Origin of the sequence: Egibacter rhizosphaerae (assembly GCF_004322855.1) — a bacterium.
Classification (GTDB): Bacteria; Actinomycetota; Nitriliruptoria; order Euzebyales; family Egibacteraceae; genus Egibacter; species Egibacter rhizosphaerae.
Genome location: NZ_CP036402.1, coordinates 3,617,289 through 3,638,785, shown reverse-complemented (window position 1 = coordinate 3,638,785; position 21,497 = coordinate 3,617,289). Strand labels below are relative to the sequence as shown.

The window sequence follows — 21,497 nt, the reverse complement described above, 5'->3', positions numbered from 1 at the left end:
CGCTGCAAATCACTTCGACAGAAGCGGCCTTATCGGGGAACTGGCCGGTCAGCAGGCTGAATAGCCCGCTTCCCGACGCCTTGCGGCCTATCGAGCACGTATTCTGAGAGCCCGCCTCACAGATCCGATGAGCTACATCAGCCGCTATCGGAAGGCTGGGTCAGGTGGAGGCAGAGCGCGGTTGTTCCCCGGCTGCTGCTGCAGGCGTGCTTGTGACCCTGCTCATGATTCTGGCCGGGTGGTCAGCGGTTCATGTGCAGGTCCTCGAGGTGCCGTAGCAGGGCCTCGGGGGGGATGTCTGCGCCCTTGCTGCGATTGCAGCGCGGATGCACCAACTGGATGTTCGCCTGCTCGTTGCCGCCGCCGTAGACGAACGGGACGATGTGATCGACCTCGTGCTCATCGAGTTCGAGTGTGCCGTCGCACAGCGCGCATCGGTCGTCCTGGTCCGCGAGCAGGTCGAGCACCACGTCCTCGAGCCAGGGCCGCCGGGTCGGCTTCTGGAGCGGCTGCATCTCGTCGGCTGCCTCATGGACCTCGAAGCCAAGCTTGGTTCTGCTGTCCACAGCCAAGTCCTGCGCTTCACGCAGCAGTTCGGACCGCCGGGGGGTACGGTCAACCATCCAGCGCCGCCAGTGCGTTCCGGCTGCGTCTGATGGTGGCGGAAGCGGTAACGGAGCTGCTTGACCCTCTCCCGGTAGTCCTCGGTCGTGGCCCATTCGATCAGCGACTCCAGCGTCTGCTCGTGGACGTCCAGCACGCCTTGGATTCGCAGCAGTTCGTCGCGGGTCATGTCCCTGTAGCCACTGAACTCGTCGAGCGCACTGTGGACCGTCTCGAGTGCGCCAAGCCGGACCTCGTGGCCGTCGAGTCGGTCTTCGTGGCGAGAAACCTGGTCGCGCAGCGCCGTAAGTTCCCTCTCGATCCCGTCCCACCGTTCCTTGTTCGATCCAAACACTATGCTCCCTCCCCTTCCGCTCGAATGTGCCGCATTTGAGCGGTGAACGTCGGTTCTCTAGGAAGACCAGATACCGCGCGTGTCGGCCCGCGAGCAGCCGACCAAAGGTCGAAGTCTCACCCGTGCGTTTGGGCATTTAGCCACAGGCCGAAGCCCATCGCTGCGTAGAAGAGGACAGCGTAGAATCCGGCCAGCATACCGCTGAAGAACGCAACTACGGGCCAGAGGACCGACACGACCGGAAAGCCGAGGGTCCCGGCGATGGCCCAGCCGAGGGAGTCAGTCGCGAGCATGGTGACGAGAAAATGGATGTAGGCCACGAGCCCGAGTGGGGCCATGATGATGCTACCCAAGGCCAGACCCCTCCGCCGATGGACTCCTGCTTCATGAGATCATCGACTGCCGTGCGATCAACCTGAAGTGTTGTCTGTGATCCGCGTTGCAGGGGATCGTGAGGCTGATCAAGGGCCTTTCGGGTGTACCGACCCTCGATCCACCGACCGCAAGGACGCACCCATCGACCGCGACGACGGCGATGGGGTCTGCCCCGAGTCGCTCGGTCGAGTTTGGTCATCGTTGTGCGCAGGTCGGGAGCATGCGGGGTCGGCCGGGCGCCGGGCTGGGGCTCAAAGGCCGCAGGCCCGTTCACGGGCCCGCCTTCGTGCCTGCCGGCGGCGCTCAAAAGCGGCGAACGATGCGCTCGCCTGACCGCGAGGGCAACTTAGGTTGCGTAGGACGCCGCAGGCAACTAAGGTTGCCACATGAGCACCATGGCAGTGGACGACCTCAGCCCGAACGACGGACTCCGTGCCGTCCAAGCCCTCCGCGTTCTTGCCGATGACCTCGAGGCCGAGCACGTCGCACGAGCCCTTGCCGAAGGCTGGCCCTGGGCTCGTGTTGCCGAAGCCCTCGACGTGACCCGACAAGCAGTACAGAAGAAGCACGGCCATCGGAACCGCCCTGTGGACTGACACGAGGAGACAGCCTTGTTCGAACGGTTCGCCCGAGAGACCCGAGAAGCGGTCCGCCGAGCTGCGGAGATCGCCGAAGGGGAGCATGCATCCGTCGTACAAGCCGAACATCTCCTCACAGCCATCGTCGACCCTGCCCGCGAACCCGTGGGACAGTCGCTGGTCGACGCCGGCATCACCTCCGAGGCGATTCGCTCCGCACGAGACCGCGAGTTTCAGTCCGCCCTCTCCGCCGTCGGCGTCGACACACATCGACCCCTCCCGTCGCCAACGTCCCGACTGCGACGTGGTCGAACCACCCGGTTCGCTCCGTCGGCAAAGCTCGCGCTGGAACGCACCCTCGGGCTCGCTTCCGCAGAAGGTGCTCGACGCATCTCCAACAGGCACCTCCTTACAGCCATCGTCAGCGCTGATACCGGCAGGACTCCACAGCTGCTCGAGGAGCTCGGCACTACAGCCGATGAAGTACTCGCTCGCGCCGGCTTCACCTCCTCGGCATGAGCACCGAAGTGCCGACAGCGACGCACGTGTCCAGCTAGTACGACCCAACCATCGAGTCGGCCCCAGAACCGCGACAGGGCCGAGCGAGTTCGGTCCAACCTCCCACGGACAGACCGGTGAGCTCAACCTATGGCGGGTTAGTCAGGACATCGATCGGACTCTCTCGCGATCACGGTCGGTGGCTGTCCAAAGCTGAGGGCCCGGAAGTGGGCGTGGCGGATGTCCCTCCCGAGGGTGATGCTCGCTTGCCGCGCGATCCTGAGCGCACAGCTTCGTCGCGCGAAAGCAAGCGCCACCAGAAGGTGGCGATGTCCGGGCCATAGTCCCCGTTCGGGCGGACCAGGGCGCGGCCGCGGAGGAGGAGCCCGCCACATGACCGCCGGTCGGCGAAAGCCGCCGAGGGCGCCGCGCCACCCGCGTCCTCGACGGCAGCAGCGACAACTTCACGGTGCCGATGCTCCTACTCGCCCAGGGCTTGGAGCGACTACTCAAACTGACCTACGTCGTCGCCACCATCCACCGGACCGGCGCCGCGCCCCAGCCCAGCGAACTGAAGCCTCGCTCGGGCATCTCCCACGACCTACACAAGGCGATCGACTACGTCGCCGCCATCAGCGAACCACACGCCTCACGACTGCTGGAGCAGCGCGACGAGCCGGTAACCCGCCTGCTGCTCAAGCTGCTCAGCGCCGCCGCGCTCCGCGATCGCTACCACTTCCTCGACCTTCTCACCGGAGACCAGCGACGCCACCCCGCTGACGACGACCCCAACCGCCGTTGGGAATCCGAACTCGAACGCGCCGTCATCGACGCCCGGCCCGAGGTCCGCGACGCGCTGTTAAGTGGCGACCCGCAGCGACGCGAACGCGCCCACCAGGCGGTCTCGGCCGACATCAGCATGCGCGTGGGAGAGCTCCTCGGCGCTGTGCACCACCTCTGGGCGAACCGCGACGTGGTCGGCGCGGACGCCACCAAGCACGCCACCACTATCCGCACCTACGGACACCTCGGTGCGCAGCAGCAACAGCTGTGGGCCCCCATCGCGCTCTGACCCGGCGCGCCGCCGTCGAACTCAAGCGGCCACAGCGTACTGCCCGCGCCCGACGCGCACGATCCGTTCCTGCTTGCGTAGGTAGTCCAGCGACGCGGTGAGCGTCTGCCGCGAGTCCTCGGCGCGGCCGGCGGCGACCAGCGCGCGGCCGATCTCGGTCGGCGACATCGGCGCGCCGGCATGGCGCAGCACCGCCACGATCGCGTCCACGCGCGACATGGCCGCGACGTCGGTGGCGACCTGCGCGCCCTCGCGCAACAAGCGGACCTCCTCGCGCAGCGCGGCCGCGCGCGCGAAGTGCAGCGACGCCTGCTCCATCTCGACGGCGATCTCGCGCTCGAGCTCGGTGATCCGGTCGGTGCGGCTCATGCCACCAGCATAGACAGACAAATGACAAACACAAATTTGTCTATACTCCGATCACGTCCGATCACGAGCGCGGTGAGTAGGCTGGTTGCGGTGCGTCGAGGGGTCGCCACGGTCCCCGGCACTCGCGCGGAGGTCCGCACCGAGCTTCGCGCGGAAGTCCCGCCCCCGTAGCTCAGGGGATAGAGCACCGGTTTCCTAACAATGCCGGACTATCCGCCATGCTAACCAGGGCGTTAACAACTTTTCGGCAGCCTCTTGCGGCAAGGTTATGTGCTGAATTGTGGATCCGTTCATGACGCCCTTGCCGAGCGCGAGCCGACGGGACGTTGGGCGGCCATTAGGGGCCGTACTCGGCAAGGGAAAGTGGGACACGAGCGATCGTGCGGGCTAGCAGCGCCGTGATGCTACTATTCCTGTAGCCGCCGAAGCAGAACTCCGTATCCGAGGCACCCGCGCGGTTCCGCTACCTGTGCCCGGACTACGGAGGTTCCCATGGCGTCCTCGAACTCACTTACGCCAGAACAGCGCGTTCTGCGCGCCCGCATGGCGGCCCACGCCCGCTGGGCCAAGGAGCGTGACCCCCGCGCGGCCACGCAGCCTGGCCGGGAGGCGTTCCTCGAGCGCTTCAGCGACGAGGTTGACCCTGATCGCGAGCTTCCCGAGGCCGAACGGATCCGCCGGGCCGAGCACGCCCGCGCCTCCTACATGGCGCGACTCTCCTTCGAGTCGAGCCGCAAGCGGAGCGAGCAGAAACGTGGCAAACGGGACGCGCGTCATCGCCGAGAAGAGACCCCAGTCGCCGAGGTTGCTCCTAGGCGTCAGCGTCGGCGCCCGCGATTCGTTCCGAACCCGGCGATGAAGAAGGCCCCGAGCACTTAGTCCTCGGGGCCTTCTAGCGATCACTGTAACTCCCCCTGCGTGAAGGAGATCAGCTGTGGCCGATCTTACCCGAAAGCGCGGTCGTAGGAGACCATCTCCTCGAAAGGGCCACCGTACCCCGTTCGCTAGTGCGTTTGAGGCCTATCAGGCGCGCGGCTGGTCGAACACGTTGCTTCTGCCGCCCAGGAAGAAGACACCGCCACCACGGGGCTTTACCGGGTGGGGCGGCAAGGCGGTCAGCGAGAAGCAAGCTCGGAGGTGGGCTCGGGAGCAGCCGAGCGGCAACATTGCCCTGCGTCCACCGCAGGGCGTCCTCGGCATCGATGTCGATAACTACGGCGACAAGCGTGGCGGCGCGACACTCGAGTTGTGGGAGCGAGAACTCGGCCCGCTCCCGCAGACCCTTGTTTCGACCTCCCGGCCATTGCCCTCGGGGATCCGTTGGTTCGGCGTTCCAGTGGGCCTGGGCTGGCAGGACGTGGGTGATGGCGTCGAGGTCATTCACGAAGGCCACCGGTACGCGGTTACCGCACCTTCCTGGAATCCCCTAAGTCGGACCCGATATCGGTGGGTGCACGAGGCCAGCGGGGAGACGATCCCGCTCGAGGGTCTACCTCGCCCCTCCGACCTCGCTCAGCTTCCGGTGGTCTGGATACGAGCGCTGTCTTGCGAGGCCGGCAGTCCGGCGGTCGTTGATGCTCACGCAGGTGAGGCGTGGCTTGGACTCCTTGACGACGAGCCCGTGTGCGCCAAGACCTGCCGGCTGACCGAGGATGCTTGTGAAGAACTGAGGGGCGGCGGCTCGCGGCACCACGCGATGCTTGTGGGGTCCGCTCGGCTGATTCGGGCGGCACAAGACGGGCATCGCGGCGTCCGATCGGCACTGAGGATCCTGCGCGACGCCTTCGAGCATGCCGCGCGCGACCGCCCCACTCTGGGCGAGTTCGATCGGGCCGTCCACGGCGCAATCGCCAAGTTCACCGACGGGCCCCCCGCAGCACGGTGTTGGTGTCCCACACCGCGCAAACAGAGAACCCGCAGCGAGATTCCCGACCGCCGAGACGGCAGCGCCGCAAGACGTCGAGGCGCACACCGACCTCGGGGAGTCCGGCCAACTGCTTCGAGGCGAGAACCCCTCGAACGAGACCGTTGATGGTGGGCAGTTCGTTGCACAGTGCTCCGACCACGAAGCACCCGAGCCGGCCAGGCAACTCGCAAGATCTGGCTCCCAAGACCCCCTTGGTTTGCTCCCGATGAGCACTTCCAGAGTGCCACGCCGACGCGTCCGCTTCGTCAATAACCCAGCTAAGCCCCCGACAACGCACGCACGGACTCCTCGCAAGCAGAAAGAAGCAAGTCCTAGCGATACCCCAACCCTATTCCACGGCCCTAGTAACACCCCCGGAACCACTTCACGAAGCGAACAAGCCGCCCGCGAAGTAGACCTCACCGCCCACGCCCGCGAACTCTTGGTTGACAAGGTCGAGTTGTCCTTTCCCATAAGAGAACCCAAGGCGTCGCAGTACTGGCGGCGCAGGAGAAGTACAACCGGTGGCCACGACTTCAGTTTGGGTGCCTTCAATCCTCGGCTAGGAGAGTTTGTGCACCCCTTCTACGAGAGGTTTTATGGAGTGCTCAGCTTCAACCCGAGGTGCGCGGTGTCTTCCCTATCCGAGGTGCTCCCGGATTTGTTGGCGGAGATCTGGGCGGTGGTAGAGCGGGAGCTTCGCCCCGTGTTGGACCTTGAGGAGGTTCAAGACCAGGGGTCAGTCACCCGAGTGGACATCGCTCGGGACTTCTCCATCGAGTCCAAGCCCGAGGTTCTCATCGAGGCCCTCAGGCGCGTACCTCGTCCCCGCGCGTCCATGTTGCGGGTGTTCAGCGAGACCGAGACCGGCGAAGCCTCCACCCTGTATGTGGGCACGAAGACGGCGGGCACGTTCCGCGTCTACGACTCGGGATTCCGGAGGTCGAAGACCCTGCGCGTCGAGCTTCAAGCCCGCAAGCGTGGCTGGCTCACTCGGTACGGGGGCATCAAAGCGCCGTGTGACCTCACCGCTGCCAAGGCCACAGACTTGTTCCTCAACCGGTGGGACCACGCGAGGATGGGAGCATGGCTATATAGCCCGCGCTCCTTCCTGGACGCTATCGCAAAGCTCGATCTCGACCCACGTACAGAGGACGCACTCATCGCAGACATGTACCGGCAGATCAACGGCCGCCAGCCCAGCCGAGCCTCGGCTACCCGCAAGAAGTATCGCGACCTTCTAGACCAAGTCGGAGGCGCTCCGGTACTGGACGGGCGAGGCGCTAGGCGACTCGATCTGGAGTCCGGGGTTGAAATCCAGAGCGCCAGGCCAAGAAGGAGACGTTAAGCGCGACTGAACCGGCTCGCGCTCAATCAGCACCGGCCCGTACACTCCGGCGTGGCAGGGAAGGCTGATCGAAGGTGGAACGAGCCGGGCCATGAGGAACGAGGCCATCCACATGCCACGCACTCCCGAGGAGGTGCGCCAGCTCGTCAGCGAGAAAGCCCAGGAGAGTGTGTGGCGCGACTTCAAGACCGAGATCGACACCAACACCAGCGCCAGGACTCTCGCGGCGATGGCGAACACGGCCGGGGGCGTGTTGATCTTCGGTCTCAGCGCCCCCCGCAACCTTGCCGAGACTATCACTCCAATCGATCTTGACGGTGCCGCCGAGAAGCTCGCCAACATCGCTCGCGATTCAGTCGATGAGCCGCTGGTACTTGTGGAGGCCGAGGAGGTCGCGATCCAAGACGACGGGAGGGGCGTACTCGTCGTGCGGGTGGAGAGCAGTGAGCGCCGTCCCCACCTCGTCGCCGGTCGCGGCTACCTACGCTCAGGCCCGTCGAACCGCCCGATGACCGTCCACGAACTCGGGACAGCCTTCGCTTCCCGTCCCGGTTTCGCAGCGGAGTTCTCCCTCAACACCAGCCGCCCCGCGCAGATCACCGCCGAAGTCGATCCGGACCGACGCTCCGAAACCAACAGCAAGGGACAGATCAAGCACAAGACCCACCCCAAGCTCGTCCTGCGCAACATCGGCGACACCACCGCCTACAACGTGAACATCGAAACCGGGGAGGGCGCACGCACGGTCGGAGGCTTCGAGCCCATCTCGGCGCTCGCGCCCCAGTCCTCGGTCAGGTTCCCGCTGGCTGGCGGTCTCGCGGGACACGGCCTGACATGGGACTTGACAGTGACGTGGGAAGATCAACACGGCGAGGCTCACCGCCAGCCGTGCACCCTCGGGCCCTGAGCCTCGCACCGCGACACCGGTCCACCGTCACACTAAGCCCGCCCCAGGCATCCTCCTCGCCGCTCGGCTCGATGCGCGTGAGGACCCCATAGCTGCCCCCGCAGCGTTCGGGCGATCCCCGCCGGCCGGCACCAGACCCGAAGAGCAAGAGCCCCGCGACTTGTTGACGGTCTCCACGGCTATCGGCCAGGAGGAGATGGGCGAGCTGGAGGATTGGTCCCGCTCCGCGTCAACTATCGGCCGTGGCCGACGTTGGACCTGCCGGTATGGATTGGTCTCGGTCCAATACCTACTTGCCACCCCAGGGTTCCGCCCCCGCTCAACATTGTTCCGCCCCTTTGCGAGTAACTATCGCAAGCGAATGAGGGTCTGGAACCCCGATCGTCTCGCCTCTTGCGGTCCTAAGACTCCTGGAAAGCAGTTGTTGCTGAGCAGTACATCCTGGGATGGCTTCATGTGCGTGAGCAGCTTCTCCCGCAGCCCACGGAGAGCCCTGGCTTGGTCTCACGCCCGCCCAAGACCGCTTCCCGACGTAGGGAACTGGCAATAGCCCCGTCGCGAACGACGGCCGGTCAGTCCGGGGCAGGCGCTTGTCGGGACGGTGAGTCCTGTTGCTTGGTTTCGGCCCGCTAGATGTCGCAGGTGGTGATCTCGCCGGTCACGAGGTTCTCGTAGAGCGCTCCATCATACGGCACCCAGTTCGGGTCGCTGTCGATCTCGCGCTGGCACTCTTCCATGTCCCGGATCGTTTGGGCGCACCACTCTTCGTCGTCGCTTTCGGGAAAGCCAAGCTGCTCGCAGGCAGTCAGGGTCGTGTCCGGAGCAGGCTCGGGTGCTGGCTCGGGCTCGGGGGTCGTGTCGGTTCGTGAGACCTCCTCGGCGACCCAGGCGGTGCCGTCGAAGTGCCAGTCGGTCACGACCTCGACCGCGTAGCCGTTCAGATGCGGCTGCTGTTCGTCGGGCGCGGGTTCCGAGGTGTGGATGCGCAGGCGATCGTCCTCGGCGTCGAAGTCCTCGACCACTCCGTCCCACTTGGTGTAGGTGAGAACTGGAGCCAGCAGTGCGGGTTCGCCCTGTTCGTCGTGGCTCCACACCTCGATGCGGAAGTCGAAGTCGTTGCCGAGGAAGCACTGGCTGGCGAACACCGCGTCGTCGATCCCGTCGCCGGTGACATCGCCGTAGACGACACTGTCCACCTCGACGGTGTAGGTCATGCCCGCGCCGGGCCCGTTGTCAGGGTCAGGGTTGTGCCAGTAGCGGCCCTCTTCCTCCGGTACGGGGGTGAGGCTCACTGTGGTCACGTTGCCCGACTCGGCGCAGTCGGTGCGCCACTGCTGCTCGGCCCAGGCGATCTCTCGCAGATCGACCGGTTCGTCGTCGGGCTCCTCGTCGCCTTCTTCGGGTTCGTCACGGGCGTCCGACTCGTCGGCCTTCGCCTCAGCCAGTTCTGCGGCCTCGGTGATGGCAAACACCGCGCGGGCACACCGGTCCTCGACCGCGTCGCGCAGCTCGTCCTCGTCAAGACCTCCACGGCGTTCGCGCGCCATCGACCGCTCGTACTCCTCGAACGCCAGCTCGTCGGACGGCTCGGCATCGATGGCCTCGCACATGCCCTCGGCCGCCGAGGCGACAGGATCATCGGCTGCACAGCCCACGAGCAACAACACGGAGCCAGCCAGGAGCAGCAGCCAGGACGCGTACCGCACTTCGGGTTCCAATCTCGACAGAGCTGCCGCAGAGAGAACCCCTCAGCGTGCGCTCAGTACCAGTGACGCCTCGATCTCGAATGCTCCCGCCTAAACGGAACCCGCCTCGATCGAGCCGCCCCGAGCCCCCATGGGTCGCCCCACCACTCGTAAGCAGAGTGTAGTGGCCCCGCGCCGATCTGGCTGGGACACGAGGTAGCCCTAGGGATCGCCGTCGGCGTAGGCAACGGCAGTGGTCCTACCGTCCGGCGGACAACGGCATCACCCACGCAAGGGGCTCGGCGGGTAGTACAGTGCTGGGGATCGGGGGCGTTCGCTTGGGGCGGTGGGCCCAGCATGGCGCTCTGCTGATCGATAGGCGGGAAGGTCTGCGCAAATGCGAACCTCGCGCCTTTGGTGCAGGGGCGGATGCGCCTGGCAGCGGGGGATCTATGACGTATCGAGGGGTAGCACCCGCGCTCTTGGGGATGGGTCTCATCATCGCCGTGATCACAGTGGGTCTTATCACGTTATCGGGCACGGCCATCGGAGACGAAGGGCCTGAGCGTTTACACGGGCCTGATCGGATTGCTACCGCCGTGGCCACCAGCCAGCTATGGGAGACCAGCGAGCACGTGGTCCTCGCGGTCTCCACCGACTTTCCCGATGCCCTTGCGGCGGGGGCGCTCACAGCGCACCTTGACGCCCCCCTTCTGCTCACTCCGGGGGACGAGCTGGACGGCAGGGTCACCGACGAGATAGACCGGCTGGGCGCTGAAACTGTGTGGATCGTCGGTGGGGATGCGGTGATCGGTGATCACGTGGCCGACGACCTCGATGCGATGGGTGTAGGGGCAACCCGGCTTTCGGGGAGAGACCGATACGCGACCGCTGTCGAGGTCGCGACGGAAGTGGCCGCGCCCGCGAACGCGGCAACGGTGGCGGTGGGCACCGACTTTCCCGACGCAGTCTCAGCGGGGACCCTGGCGGCCAGCCCCGACCGTCTACCTGTCTTGCTCGCGAGAAGTACTGGAGCACCCCAGGCAACCTTGGACACGTTAGAGGGTCCCCTTGCGGTGTCGCAGGTGTACGTCATGGGAGGCTCGGCAGTACTCGATGACACCATCGATGTTGAGGTTGCAGGCATCGGCGCCCAGCCGGAGCGGCTAGCAGGAACCGACCGTTATCAGACTTCTGCCTATGCGGCCTCCGAGGCACTTGACCGGCAAGACGGGACGGTGCCTGTCGTTATGGCCACCGGCGGCGCTTTCCCTGACGCGCTGTCGGGCACTGCTGTAGCCGCACGCCTGGGCGGGATCCTTCTGCTTACCCCAGGTCAGCAGGTCAGCGGCTACACCGAGGCGTTCTTGGTGGAACACGCGGAACGCGTCAGCGACGTCTATGTCCTGGGCGGGCAAGCCGCCATCAGTGACACGGTGGCCGCTCAACTGTATACGGCTGCTTCCACCGAGAGTGAGCCCGATCCAGACCCGGACCCCGAGCCAGACCCGGACCCCGAGCCAGACCCGGACCCCGAGCCAGACCCGGACCCCGAGCCAGACCCGGACCCCGAGCCAGACCCGAACCCCGATCCAGACCCGGACCCCGAGCCAGACCCGAGTCCTGTGCACATCAGCACGCCGGAGGACCTGGACGGGATACGTGACGACCTGGACGGCAGCTACGTCCTGGTCAACGACATTGACCTCGGTGCCGGGGTCTACGCCGAAGACGCGGGGTGGGACCCGATCGGCACGTTCGACGACGACCCCTTCACCGGCAGCTTGGATGGCCAGGGGTATGCGATCGATGGTCTGACAATCGACCGTTCTGGCGACGACGGTGTCGGGCTGTTCAGCGAAACCGGTATCGACGCAGCCATCGCAGACGTTCACCTCACCAACGTCAACGTGGCAGGCATGAACTGGGTCGGTGGCCTCGTGGGCAAGAACGGCGGGTCGATCAGCCACTCGGTCACGGACGGGACGGTGAGCGGGAACTCGAGAGTGGGTGGGCTCACGGGCCAAAACTTCCACCATGCGACCATCGACGAATCCACAACCGCTACGGAAGTGAGAGGGGACTTGAGTGTCGGCGGCCTCGTCGGCTACAACTCCGGGTACGTCACGGGCTCCGAAGCGCAAGGCGCGGCCACCGGGGGCAGCCAGGTGGGCGGGCTCATCGGCATCCACTTTCCCGGTCCCGACTCCGGACTCGTGAGCCACTCGTCAGCCCACGGAGAGGTCAGCGGGGATTCGACGATCGGCGGCCTCGTCGGATCCAACTTGGGAGAGATCGCAGAGTCCACCGCACAAGGCCACGTCACCGGAGAAGAAGCCCAAGTGGGCGGACTCGTCGGGCACAACGAGGGCGGTTCGATCGACACCGCTGTAGCGACGGGCGACGTCACCGGCCTGAACGACGTCGGTGGCCTCGTTGGTCTCAACAACGCCGCTGGAATCGTCAGCGGGGCCGTGGTCATCGATGGCACAGCCGAAGGAGGCGTGACCGGGACGGGGGCCCGGATTGGCGGTCTCGTGGGCTACAACTTTGAGGGACGCCTCGAAGGCTCGACCGCTAAGGGGGGCGTCGCTGGCGACGGCGACATCGTTGGCGCGCTCGTAGGCCAGAACAACGGGATGGTCATCTCATGTGCCCTAGAGGGCACGGCAAGCCAAGTTGACCCTGTCATCGGCGAACCGGAGATGACACTGGAGGACGCCAACTTCCAAGGGGGCCTCCACGACATCAATCAGGACGCATCCTAAGGGTGATTGTCAAGCAAAGAAGCGGGTCGAAGGCACCCGCAGGAACTACGTACTGAACGAGATGATTGGTGCTACTCGTCGGGAACGCCCTCGGCGAGGTTGCCTGGGTGAGGGAGCCAGCGCGGTGCGCGCGCGAATCCCGAGGGTACGCGGGTAGCCGCAGGGAGAACCTCCCGACGTGCAACTGGCACCAGCGACACTTCGATCTTCGAATGCTCCTGCTGCCAGTGGTTTGCGCGCCTCAATCAAACCGCCCCGAGCCCCATGGGTCGCCCCGCCACTCGTACACGCACTGTACTCCGACCCAGGGCGATCCGGGAGAGTGCAAGCGTGTCCGTGCGGCCCGCCGTCAGCACGATCAATACGCGCCGTTCAGCGGGCGAGGTGCCCCGCGAGGGCGTAGGTAGCGTCGGAGTCGAGGCTGTCGCGGGCGCGGTCGTACCGTCGCGTGGTGCGCGGGTCGGCGTGCCCAAGCAGATCTTGCACCCGGTGCAGCGGCACCCCGGCGTCCAGGGCGATGGTTGCGGCGCTGTGCCGCAGGCTGTGCGGAGTGATCCGATCTGCCCGAGCCCGAGGCAGAACCTCGCGAGCCAGCCTGCGCACCACGCGGGTGGCGTCGTGACGGTCCAGACGCGCCCCGTCCAGGTCACACAACACCGGCCCGGCTTCCCGGTCCCCGACGGTCTCGTGCACGGCCCCGGCCGCGCGAGGAGCCAGCGCGCGGGTCACGCGTTTGCCGCCCTTGCGCCTGATCGTGATGGTGCGGTGGCCTCGCTGCTCGCCGACGTCCTGGATGTCCAGCCCGCAGGCTTCGCCAACACGCAGCCCGTTCAATAGCAGCAGGCACGCCAGCGCGTGGTCGCGTGCGCTGGCGTCTTCGGCGGCGTCGAGCAGCGCGATCGCGTCTCGCGTGTCAAGGCCCTTGGTGTGGCTCGCGTCATCGATCTTGGGGCGTCGGACGTGCTCGACGGGGTTGCGCTCAAGGTGGCCCTCAATCACGCAGTAGCGGTAGTACGAGGACAAAGTCGCCAACCGGCGGGCAATGGTGGCGCGGCTGCGGCCCTGGCCCTCAAGCCATCGCGAGTAGATGTTCACATGCGCGCGCGTCGCTCCACCCAGAGGATCAACTTCGTGCGTGCGGCACCATGCCGACCAGTCGCGGAGGTCAGCCTGATAGGCATTGCGGGTTCGTTCGTTGGCGTAGCCGAGCAACCACGCGATGGCAACGTCTTGCGCGGTGACCCCGGTCCGCTCGGGAAGGCCATCACCAAGAACCTCAATGGTGCCGTGCGAAGGTATCCCGAGGCTACTGTCCATGGTTCCAAGTATAGCGCATAACAGTCATTATGCGCTAGCAGAGATGGATGCTGGCTTGGCTTTCAATCCTGCCCGGAAGAGGCTCTGGCTTCCATTCGGAGCCAGCCGGACCTGGAGCCCACGCGAACCGAGACGGTGAAAACCGTGTCATCCTTAATGATCATCGGGTCGTTACGTATGGCCGCCGCGACGGGAGCTTTATTGCCCAGCAAGTCGTCATGCTTCGACCCCCACCGTTAAGAAAGCTTGACCTAGAGGTGGGGGCCAGGTTGCACACGCGAAGATTCGGATCTTGCGATGGACAGGGAATTGTCCATGTGTGGGACGGAGAGGATTGATATGAGCGAGGCGCAAGGGAAGGAGCGCCGCCCATTGATCTGCGGACGGGAGGGGCAGGTCGTCCGCAAGGAGCTGGGTGTCCGGGGGGCCACCGCTTCCAGGGGTCCGGCCCATCGAGCCCGGCTCCTGCCCAGTGACTCTGCCGCCCATCCTGAGGCTGATGACGTCGCCACCGGAAGAGCGTCGGTATCCAGGCCGATCTATGAAGTGGAAGTGCTCCCCACGAAGCGTGGGAGCGGCAGCTGGTCAGTCGCCCAGGCATGCACGCGAGCGAGAAGCTCCCGATGTGCGTGGTCGACGACGCCTTGGCCTTCGGCGGCCAACTCCACGACCGCTTGACAAAGGGTCGCCTTCGACACGGGTTGCAGTCCGTTCGCGTCGCACCAGCTCGTCACAGAGGCGAGACGGCCCTTCGCGGCAATATCAGCGGTAGTGAACTCGACCTCCGCCCCCTGCCAGCGTCGAGCCTCACGACTTACCGCGTTCGCGAAAACGTGGGCTTCGATCAGATCCTCAAGCACGAGACCCTCGCCACCGAAGTCAGCGTAGGTTATCACAGCTTCGTCGGGCATAAACTCGACATTTCGAAGTCTGGACGCTCGCTTGACACCAGCATCATCCCCGTCCAGTAGGAACGCCACCTTCCCTGCCTCCGTTACCAGCTCAGCAAGCTCGTCCATCGGTACGTTCGAGGCTCCAGGTGCTACCTGAAACTGCAAGTTGCTCGCCCCTACCGCCTCTCGCAGCAAGGTTGGCAGCAGCAAACACTCGCTCGGCCCCTCCCCGATCAGCTGGTTACGCCCAGTGGTGAACGCGAGTGGCGCGAGGCCCATTGCGAGGAGTATCGGAGAGAATCCAACCCCCTGGGTCCAAAAGGAGTTGATGACCTTGCTGCGCTCGCCGTACTGCGGCATGACGGGGCGGATGCCGGTACCGAGGTCTGATGGTAGGCACCCTGCCGAGTGGGTCGTATAGATGACGGTGCTGGCAAGGTCCTGGGTTTCCAGGACATCGATGAGGCTTGCTTGGGCGTCGTAGCTGAGGTGGCTCTCTGCCTCATCGATCAGCAGCACGGGTCGCTGATCAGTCTGTTCAGCGTTGAGGAACGCCAGAAGTGCGATGAACCATCTCAGCCCGTCGCTGCGCTCATCGATCCACGAGAGGCCATCACCGTCGGGTGACCTAACCATGAGATGGAGGGTGGTGCCCTGCACATCGAGTTCGGGGACTACCTCCTCGCGAACCCACGCCTTGGAGAACGTCTCCTTCAAGATCCGATTGGCTGCCTGGACGAGGACCCGGACCCTCGGGACGTCGTCCTCCGACGCTGCAGCGTACACTTCTTCCAAGGGCAGCTCGCACAAATGGGCCAGGCTCGCGAGAGCCTTCTTTTGGCTAGGCTCGGACGTCAAGTCGTAAGCCTTGCGGAGATCACGTGCCTCATCATCGAACTGAGCGAAGCGTGGTCGCACCGAGTGAAGCCAACGACGAGCCCTTTCGGGAGGGCATCGAGCTTCGAAGTCAGCTAGGTCGCTGAGAAGCTGGACGGTTTCACGCAGCCATGGCGTAGACCCTCGTTCATCCGCCTCTTCCTCGCCGTCGCTCTCCTCGTCGATGTACTCCTTCACAAGTGAGGCGACGCTCCTCAGCTGTTCGATACCTTCATCTCCGAGGAATTCGTCTTCGCTCGCGAGTCGCTCGCGAACTTGCGCCCGCAATCGCTGCTGAGATCTCTGTTGTTTGTCGTTGCCCTTGATCGGCAAGAACTCCTCCGCGTGCTCCCAACGCTCGGCAACCCGTCGGCGGGGCATGAGATCGTGAGCCGGCGAGGGATCCAGTTCTACGACCAGAGTCCCTTCACCCCTCTTCTCGATGGTGCATCGTTTAATAGCCTGCGCACCGTCGATGCCATACATTTGGTCGTGGTCTGATTTCTCTACTTCGAAGGTTGCGGCGATTCGGGCGGCGAGGTGCTTCCCTCGGGTTCGGTCCCGTCGCGCGATTGGATCCTCATGGTTCAACTCCGCGAGAGCATCCAGGAAGGAACTCTTGCCGGCCTCGTTCGAACCGACGATGGCGATGAGCTTCTCGGAAAGGCGAACCGTGGACCGCTCAGCGATCCGTCGGTAACCTTCTACTGACACTGAGACTAGCCGCATCAGATTCCCCCTACGTTCGTTCGGCCGCCTGTCTGGCGGGCGAAGCAACCGGAGGTCATAGAGTCGAGAACGCGCGACAGGATGTAGGTGAGGCGGCGTGACGCCGCTTCACATACCCATGTCAGCCGTTGCCCCCATAAGGACCGTCTCCGTGAACCACTCGTCCGGCAGGTTGCGCTGCGAGGAGACGTGCCTACGGTGGCTCGCTCGGACATGCAACGGTTCATCGCTGTTCTGCAGGTGGGGCAGGACGATCGAGCGTGTTCATCACTACGAGCCGTTTCGGTCAGGGCGCTCAGCAGTACGCCGACCAGGTATCGGCCAGAGTGGTACTCATCGACGGCAACGAACTCGGAAGGCTCATGGTCGAGCACAGCGTCGGAGCTGAGACCCAAGACGCCTATTCGCTCAAGCGGGTCGACGAAGCCTTTTTCCAGGCGCAATAGTTTCCTCACGTGCCTCGGACCAATCAACTGTCGCCGTCACTGTCGTGGCTTCCGTTGCCCCAGCGAGTGGCGATGTAGCGTTGGCGCTCTTCGGCGGCGGTGATTTCGCGGGTGGCGTTGCCGATGCGGATGTAGAAGGCGGTCTTTTTCTCGTGTTGGCCCTGCTTGTCGATGGTCACGGTGGCGTCGACGGGGAAGGTTGCGGGGTGCACGTGGACGCGGGCGAGGTCGTGGCCGTTGATGGTGTGGATCTGGGTGGAGGTCTGCGCTGCGACGGTCTCGCCCATCGCTTGGACGAGGATGTTGGTCAGGTGCAACCGGAACAGGTCGCGGGGGTCCTTGCCGGGCTTGGCGAGACTGGCGTAGTCGGGGTCGAGGCCGGTGACGGTGCCGTCGTCGGCGACGCCGATGAGCAGGGTGCCGCCGTGGCGGCTGTTGGCGAACGCGGCGATGGTTTTCAGGGTGGCGGTCTCTAGGGGTTTGAAGACTTCGCCGGTGTCGGCGTGGGTGCGCAGGGTCGCCTTGTATTCGAGGTGGGCGGACTCTTGGTCTGAGCCGAGCAGCTCGGCGATGGGGCAGTGTTCTTGGTAGGCGACTTTGGCGCGGGCTTGAGCGAGGGTGGCATAGACTTTGTGGATCTCGGCTTGCAGGTCGGGGTCGTCGAGGTAGCCGAAGACGACTTTCTCGTTGCGGTCGAGCCGCCCGAGCAGCTTGTTCTGGTACAGGTCGGGGAACACGACCGAGAAGTTCTCTGGGGTGTTGTTGACGGCGGTGACCTGGAAGTCGGCATCGGCGACGAGGTCTTCGAGGGCGGCGTCGAATACGAGCCGGTCTTGCTCGGACCAGTCGGTGCCGTATTGGGCGTTGAGCCGGTGGATGATCTCCGACAGCGGCTCCGGGTCGGGCTCGGTGGTGCGTCCTTGCCCTGAGTAGATGGTGGAGACCTCGCCAGTGTCAACGTCGAGGGCGACCGACCCGGTGAAGCGTTGCTCGTGACGTAGGTGGGTCAGCTCGACTTCGTCGCCGAGGTCGACCGATTCGCCGGGCGCGGCTTTGATGAACTGGCCCAGGGCTTTGGTGTAGAGGTAGTCGCGCTCCAGGGTGGTGTCGGTGAACGAGACGATCTGGGACAGGAAGGCGTAGGTGCGCACGAACCGGCCGAGCGCGTCGCGGAACCGCTCCTGCTCGCTCTCTTCGAGGTCCCAGAACCGGTCGATCGCCGGGGTCAGGGCGGCATGCACGCGGTCGTGGTTGTCCTCTGGCGCGAGCAGGAACCCCGCGACGGCGGTGGCCTCGTCGGTGCGCAGCACCCCGAACTCGTCGAGTTGATGGCGGGTGTCGTACAGCAGGTTGGGGTCGCTGGGCGGGGCGACGGTCTCGCCGTAGTAGGGCTCGAACGCCTCGGCGATGTCGTCGGCGTCGTTGACGAAGTCGAGTACGAACGTGCCGTCCTTGTCGGGGTGGGTGCGGTTGAGCCGTGAGAGGGTCTGCACCGCCGCTAGCCCGGTTAGTGGCTTGTCCACGTACATCGCGTACAGCTTGGGTTGATCGAAGCCGGTCTGGAACTTCTCCGCCACGACCATGATCTGGTAGTCGTCGGTGTCGAACCGCGCGGCGGTCTCCGACTCCCCGAAGCCGTTGCACTGAGCTTCGGTGACCGGCTCGCCGCCGTTGGGGGTCACCGCCCCTGAGAACGCGACCAGCACCCCGAGATCATGGCCGTGCTCGTCGACATGGGCGCGCAGAGCCCAGAAGAACCGCACCGCGTGCGCGCGCGAGGAGCACACCACCATCGCCTTGGCCTGCCCGGCCACCTTGTGCGCGACATGCTCTTGGAAGTGGTCGACGACGATCGCGGCCTTCTGGGAGAGGTTGTGCTCATGCAAGGTCACGAACCGGGCGATGGCCTTGCGGGCCTTGGCGGTCTCATACGCCGGGTCCTCGCCGATGGCCTTCTCCAACCGCCAAAACGTCTGGTAGGTGGTGAAGTTGGCCAGCACGTCGTGGATGAACCCCTCCTCGATCGCCTGGCGCATCGAGTACAGATGAAACGGCTCATGCCGCCCCGTCGAGGGGTCGTAGCGGCCGAACAGCTCCAGGGTCTTGCCCTTCGGCGTGGCGGTGAACGCGAAGAAGCTCATATTCGACTGTCGCCCTCTGGCGGCGACCGCGTCGGCCAGCGCCTCCTCCACATCCCCCGGAGCCAGTTCCGCATCCTCACCGTCCCCGTCGGTTGAGCTGGCGGTGGGGGTGGCTGCGCCGAGCACCCGGCGGAGTTCCTTGGCGGCCTCCCCGGTCTGGGAGGAGTGCGCCTCGTCCACCAGCACTGCATACCGCCGGTCGGGCAGCCCCTCGACGTGGGTGAGCACGAACGGGAACTTCTGTAATGTCGTCACCACGATCCGCGCCCGCTCACCGGCCAACGCCTCCGCGAGCTGGGCGGAGGACTGCTCGATCCGCTCGACTACCCCGTGGGCGTGCTCGAACTGATAGATCGTCTCCTGAAGCTGGCGGTCGAGTACCACCCGGTCGGTGATCACCACCACCTTGTCGAACACCTTCGCGTCCCCGGCGTGCAAGGTCGACAGGCGATGCGCCAGCCACGCGATCGTGTTCGACTTCCCGGATCCGGCGGAGTGCTGCACCAGATAGTTGTGCCCGGCCCCTTCCTCGGCAGCGGCGTCCTCCAAGACCCGCACCGCCTCCCACTGATGAAACCGGGGAAAGATCACCGAAGCCGGTCTGCGCGACCCCTTGCCGGGCTTCTCGACGTGCACGAACCGGGAGAGTAGATCCAACCAGGCGTCGCGCTGCCACACCCGCTCCCACAGATATGACGACGCATGCCCCTCCGGGTTCGCCGGGTTGCCCGCCCCCCGCCCGTGACCCCGGTTGAACGGCAGAAACCGAGTCCGTGGCCCTGCCAGGCGTGTGGTCATCGCCACCCGCTGGGGGTCCACCGCGAAGTGCACCACCGCCCGAGCCAACGTTAGGTTCTTCGCATCTCGCTTGCGGTACTGAGCGATCGCTTCGTCCACCCCCTGCCCGGTCAGCGGGTTCTTCAACTCCGCCGTGGCGACCGGGATCCCGTTGACCAACAGGCCCAGGTCCACCGACTTGCTCGACCCAGGCTCATAGCCGAGCTGGCGGGTCACCGTCACGCGGTTCGCCTCATACCTGGCCACCAGGTCCGACGTCAGCCCATGCGCGGGGCGGAAGAACGCCAGTCGGAACGTCACCCCCTGATCCACCAGCCCCCCGCGCAGCACATCCACCACACCCCGCTTGTCCAGTTCGGCCCCCAAACGGGCTGAGAACCGATCCCGCGCCACCCCCGCCTCGCCCCCGTATCGCTTCACCAACTCCACCCACCGCTCAGCCTGGGTCTCCTCCACGAACCCGAACAAATCCACGAAGTCCAACCCCAGCCCGGCGTCGAAGTCCTGCCCGTCCTTGACCGCCCCATAGCCCCCGTGCGTGCCGAGCCGGCCGCAGATGAACCCCTCAAATGCGCTCTCATCCACCCCACTCACGCCGCCACCCCCGAACCCTCCAACTCCCCCGATACTGCCGAGGTGATCAGCGCCTGCCGGCGTTCACGGAGAAGACCCAACTGGCTTGATAGCTTGTCCAACACACGGTTGACAGCATCTAGAGATCGGTGAACGCGCCAGACCGCTTGACGTTGGATGTCGACCGGTGGGAGCGGTGCGTGCATATCACCCACCTGTGAGCGTGATAGCCGCAGCATGGTCGTGCCTCTCGCATTAAGTTCAGCCACACCCAGGTGTCTTGAGGTGGACAAATACATAACCAAGAACTCCGGATCCACCCATGAAGTGGGGCGCAAGATCACTACATCCACGGCGGTAATCATCCGCGTGCCGAGATCGGGAGCAACACAAGCTTGGCCTAGAGTGCCCGCCAGGCGGGAGATAAGGACATCGCCAGGGAACACCTCGGTGCACCGGAGCTCTTGGAACGTCGGCTCACTGATGAAGCGAAACCCTTGATCTTTGAATCTTCCTGGTCCAATGTTGCCCGTTTGAATAAGACGGATTCCATCATCCGTGATGTATGGAGTTTCGATCCAATCCCCATCCGTGTAGTAGGTGGCTATATGCTTCAACTTGATAACGGGCCACTCGTCCCGTCCGTCGTCCGCCACGCCACCCAACTGACGAGGAACCATTGACCGGTCCGTGATGGCTTGACTTCGAGCCGCTAGTGCACTGGCTAGTCTCTCCTTGGACGCGATTAGAGCGTCGATACGAGCGGTCTCGGCGTCGAGGAAGTCCGCGATCGCCCGCTGCTCGGCAAGCCGTGGACCGGGAAAAGTGACCGACCCAATGATCCCGCCATTGAGGTTGCGCAGACCGGTGGCGGTGGTACCCAACAATTGCAGTTCTGACGCGGCTTTCTTGGAGTTTAATAGGTACCATACGTACCGTGGGTCCGCCTGCCCACAGGGTCGCAGTCTCTGAACAAAGTTGGAAAAACAGGCTTCCAAAGCCTCCACATCGGACCCAACGATGGCCGTCTTTCCGAGGTGATCCGCCGACCCGCTGGACTTCACAACGACGAGGTCCCCTCTACTTAGTCGCTTGGCGATCTTTTCGCCTGGGTGAAGTGAACGCCGCGCGACATCATCGATGTTCCAGGAACCATCAAGGTTGATGTCTGTGGATCGGACCACGGCCGTATCGTCGGTCCCGACTGGGTCCTCTCCCCAAGTTCCGGAGTCATTTAGTTCCAGCCAGTACTTGAGGGGG

Annotated in this window: 16 protein-coding genes and 1 pseudogene; 8 read left to right on the top strand and 9 right to left on the bottom strand. The window is 64.9% G+C overall.

Annotated features, from left to right (window positions below; genetic code table 11):
- Positions 1-242 precede the first annotated feature (242 nt).
- Positions 243-566: an HNH endonuclease gene (locus ER308_RS21785; RefSeq protein ID WP_165492187.1), complete on the bottom strand. Its 324-nt coding sequence runs from the start codon at positions 564-566 to the stop codon at positions 243-245.
- 508 nt (positions 567-1,074) lie between these two features.
- Positions 1,075-1,311 (bottom strand): hypothetical protein, encoded by a 237-nt coding sequence (locus tag ER308_RS16675; protein WP_131156038.1) that lies wholly within the window; start codon positions 1,309-1,311, stop codon positions 1,075-1,077.
- 408 nt (positions 1,312-1,719) lie between these two features.
- Here ER308_RS16675 and ER308_RS16670 point away from each other — a divergent pair, with 408 nt between their 5' ends.
- From ER308_RS16670 to ER308_RS16660, 3 genes are all read left to right on the top strand, one after another.
- Positions 1,720-1,929, top strand: a complete 210-nt coding sequence (locus ER308_RS16670; RefSeq protein ID WP_131156037.1) for a helix-turn-helix domain-containing protein — start codon at positions 1,720-1,722, stop codon at positions 1,927-1,929.
- 15 nt (positions 1,930-1,944) lie between these two features.
- On the top strand, positions 1,945-2,430 hold the full coding sequence (locus ER308_RS16665; RefSeq protein WP_131156036.1) for a Clp protease N-terminal domain-containing protein: 486 nt from the start codon (positions 1,945-1,947) through the stop codon (positions 2,428-2,430).
- Between the two features lie 448 nt (positions 2,431-2,878).
- On the top strand, positions 2,879-3,481 hold the full coding sequence (locus tag ER308_RS16660; protein WP_131156035.1) for a hypothetical protein: 603 nt from the start codon (positions 2,879-2,881) through the stop codon (positions 3,479-3,481).
- A gap of 21 nt (positions 3,482-3,502) precedes the next feature.
- Here the strand turns inward: ER308_RS16660 and ER308_RS16655 are convergent, their stop codons facing one another.
- Together ER308_RS16655 and ER308_RS21780 are read right to left on the bottom strand one after the other, a co-directional pair.
- Positions 3,503-3,850 carry a hypothetical protein gene (locus ER308_RS16655; protein WP_131156034.1) on the bottom strand — a complete coding sequence of 116 codons (348 nt, stop codon included), beginning with the start codon at positions 3,848-3,850 and terminating at the stop codon, positions 3,503-3,505.
- Positions 3,851-4,357: 507 nt separating this feature from the next.
- The gene (locus tag ER308_RS21780) at positions 4,358-4,540 is read right to left on the bottom strand and encodes a hypothetical protein (protein WP_205745681.1); all 183 of its coding nucleotides are present in this window, start codon (positions 4,538-4,540) and stop codon (positions 4,358-4,360) included.
- A 244-nt stretch (positions 4,541-4,784) separates the two neighbouring features.
- Between ER308_RS21780 and ER308_RS23300 the strand changes: the two genes are divergently transcribed.
- From ER308_RS23300 to ER308_RS16635, 3 genes are all read left to right on the top strand, one after another.
- Positions 4,785-5,882: a bifunctional DNA primase/polymerase gene (locus ER308_RS23300; protein WP_131156033.1), complete on the top strand. Its 1,098-nt coding sequence runs from the start codon at positions 4,785-4,787 to the stop codon at positions 5,880-5,882.
- Positions 5,883-6,330: 448 nt separating this feature from the next.
- Positions 6,331-7,104 (top strand): hypothetical protein, encoded by a 774-nt coding sequence (locus ER308_RS16640; RefSeq protein ID WP_131156032.1) that lies wholly within the window; start codon positions 6,331-6,333, stop codon positions 7,102-7,104.
- A gap of 91 nt (positions 7,105-7,195) precedes the next feature.
- A complete protein-coding gene (locus ER308_RS16635; protein ID WP_131156031.1) occupies positions 7,196-8,011 on the top strand; it encodes an AlbA family DNA-binding domain-containing protein in 816 nt (271 codons plus the stop codon).
- Between the two features lie 629 nt (positions 8,012-8,640).
- On the opposite strand, the gene ER308_RS16630 is transcribed toward ER308_RS16635, so the two are convergent.
- Positions 8,641-9,717, bottom strand: a complete 1,077-nt coding sequence (locus tag ER308_RS16630) for a hypothetical protein (RefSeq protein WP_131156030.1) — start codon at positions 9,715-9,717, stop codon at positions 8,641-8,643.
- 467 nt (positions 9,718-10,184) lie between these two features.
- Between ER308_RS16630 and ER308_RS16625 the strand changes: the two genes are divergently transcribed.
- Positions 10,185-12,464 (top strand): cell wall-binding repeat-containing protein, encoded by a 2,280-nt coding sequence (locus ER308_RS16625; protein ID WP_165492185.1) that lies wholly within the window; start codon positions 10,185-10,187, stop codon positions 12,462-12,464.
- A gap of 372 nt (positions 12,465-12,836) precedes the next feature.
- Here ER308_RS16625 and ER308_RS16620 read toward each other — a convergent pair whose 3' ends face one another.
- Complete coding sequence (locus tag ER308_RS16620; RefSeq protein ID WP_205745680.1) at positions 12,837-13,676, bottom strand: tyrosine-type recombinase/integrase; 840 nt, start codon at positions 13,674-13,676, stop codon at positions 12,837-12,839.
- A gap of 644 nt (positions 13,677-14,320) precedes the next feature.
- Entirely contained in the window at positions 14,321-16,279 is a 1,959-nt protein-coding gene (locus tag ER308_RS16615; RefSeq protein ID WP_131156027.1) for an AAA family ATPase, read from the bottom strand.
- A gap of 251 nt (positions 16,280-16,530) precedes the next feature.
- On the opposite strand from ER308_RS16615, the pseudogene ER308_RS16610 reads away from it, so the two are divergent.
- A pseudogene (locus ER308_RS16610) lies at positions 16,531-16,725 on the top strand (restriction endonuclease); the annotation flags it as partial.
- A gap of 23 nt (positions 16,726-16,748) precedes the next feature.
- Here the strand turns inward: ER308_RS16610 and ER308_RS16605 are convergent.
- Both ER308_RS16605 and ER308_RS16600 read right to left on the bottom strand, forming a co-directional pair.
- Positions 16,749-20,258 (bottom strand): RNA-binding domain-containing protein, encoded by a 3,510-nt coding sequence (locus ER308_RS16605; protein WP_131156025.1) that lies wholly within the window; start codon positions 20,256-20,258, stop codon positions 16,749-16,751.
- Entirely contained in the window at positions 20,255-21,421 is a 1,167-nt protein-coding gene (locus ER308_RS16600; protein WP_205745679.1) for a restriction endonuclease subunit S domain-containing protein, read from the bottom strand. Before ER308_RS16600 ends, ER308_RS16605 begins: the two co-directional genes overlap by 4 nt.
- Positions 21,422-21,497 lie beyond the last annotated feature (76 nt).